This window comes from Chloroflexota bacterium (assembly GCA_038040195.1).
GTDB lineage: Bacteria > Chloroflexota > Limnocylindria > QHBO01 > QHBO01 > DASTEQ01.
In genome coordinates, this window is the sequence record JBBPIR010000036.1 from 1 (window position 1) to 1,570 (window position 1,570).

A 1,570-nucleotide genomic window follows, 5' to 3' on the forward strand; every position below is an offset into this window, starting at 1 on the left:
GGGTCAGTAGTCTCAGAATGATCAAGGTATTTTTCTAAGATTTTGTTTTGCGGGCATGGGGGAGTGCGGGCCGTGCCGTTTGTTAGTCGCGGGGCAAGGCCTGGTCGCGGGACTGCGGAGAGGCGGGGTGCGTTTGAGAAACGGGGCCGCTGGCTGGGCGGGCCGCCAATAGAGTCCCGATCTGCCGCGCGGCGGAGCCGGCGGAGTCGCAGGAACTCTTTCCTACTTGGGATCTAGTTACGAAGCCTGCTCTGGAGCGCGGTGACCCGCGGCGGGCGGCTGGAGTCTCTTGCACCAATGCATGTGTCCGGCTAATAGCGGACATAGAGGAGCGGGGCGGTTCCCGCCGTTGGCTTACTGACCCGAAGCGTCGTCCCGAAGAGCGCGCTGGGAGAAGATGAGCCATGCGGCTGGGGCCATGCGCCGGGCATAAGAAGTGCCCGGCGCCGGCCCGCCCCGTTCCTCAAATGTTACCCCGGTTCATCATCCGCAGTGTCAGGGTCGCAGGTGGAGGAAAATGAGGAGCCGGCGGACGTCGCAGGCTTTGAAGGCGCGGCGGCACTGCGCTCAGGGAAGCGCAGTCCGAAGCCGCAGAGGCTGTTGGCTGTGCGCAGGCTGCTGCCGAGCACGCGGTCGGCTCCAAAATATTGCGTCCAGCGCGGACCGCGGCGCCATTTGCCGGTGAGTTTGACTAGCAGATCATGGTAATAAGCGCTCCGGGCGGCGCGACCGGCTTTGGTCTTTGTATAGTTTTCATCGCGCAGGGCGGGCGGCAGCCACGGGCCGTGCTGGCGATGGAGGGCGCGCAGCGTGCGCAGCACCCGCCGGGCGATGATGTAATCGGCGTGCTGGCCGCGGCTTTGGAGCTGGGCGTAGGCGGCTTTGAATTCCGGCGGGCCCCATTGCTGCTGTTTGCTGGCAGCCTGCACGAGGTAGTCTTTGAGAATGCGGTTACATTGGCGTGGCGCCGCGCCCTGCGTGGCTGGCTGGCCGGGACCGCCGGTCTGCGAGGTGCGGGGCACAATGCCGGCATAGGCGCACTGGCGGCCAAAGGAGGCGGTGTGCAGGTGGGCTCCGAGTTCCGCCGCCAGAGCGGAAGCGAGCACCACGCCTACTCCTGGGAGGGTGGTGAAGAAGGCTGCCGGCAGTCGGGAGAGTTCCTCCGCCATGGCGGCTGTCAGGTTCTCTATGACGTCCATGGTGCAGCGCAGAAGCCGCACGCTGCTGCCCAGAGACTCCTGCATCGCGGCCACCTGACTGGGCTCCGGAGCGAGAGCGCTGCGCGCGCACTCCTGGAGCTGTGCCGCTTTTTCCCGCGCTTTTGTTTCACCGCATCCGCCGCGGCACAGCAGTGTCGCGAGGGCGGCAGGCTTCCTGCGCGCCACCGCGGGCGCGCTGAAGGCCGCCTCCATCAGCGCCAGGGAAGCTTCACTGAAAGCAATGATACCGCTTTTTTTCTCATCCAGAAATCCGGGGAAGAGCCGGTCTGTGAGGGCATGAATTTGATTTTTCACTGCCGTTAGGGAGAAGACCATGCGGCGGCGGCCGCGGACCAGTTCCCGCAGGGCGA

1 protein-coding gene is annotated in these 1,570 nt (G+C 65.3%); it reads right to left on the reverse strand.

Going from position 1 to position 1,570, the window contains the following annotated elements:
* Nucleotides 1-470 precede the first annotated feature (470 nt).
* Nucleotides 471-1,570: transposase (locus tag AABM41_09870; GenBank protein ID MEK6192600.1), on the reverse strand; the 1,100-nt coding region annotated here is incomplete at its 5' end.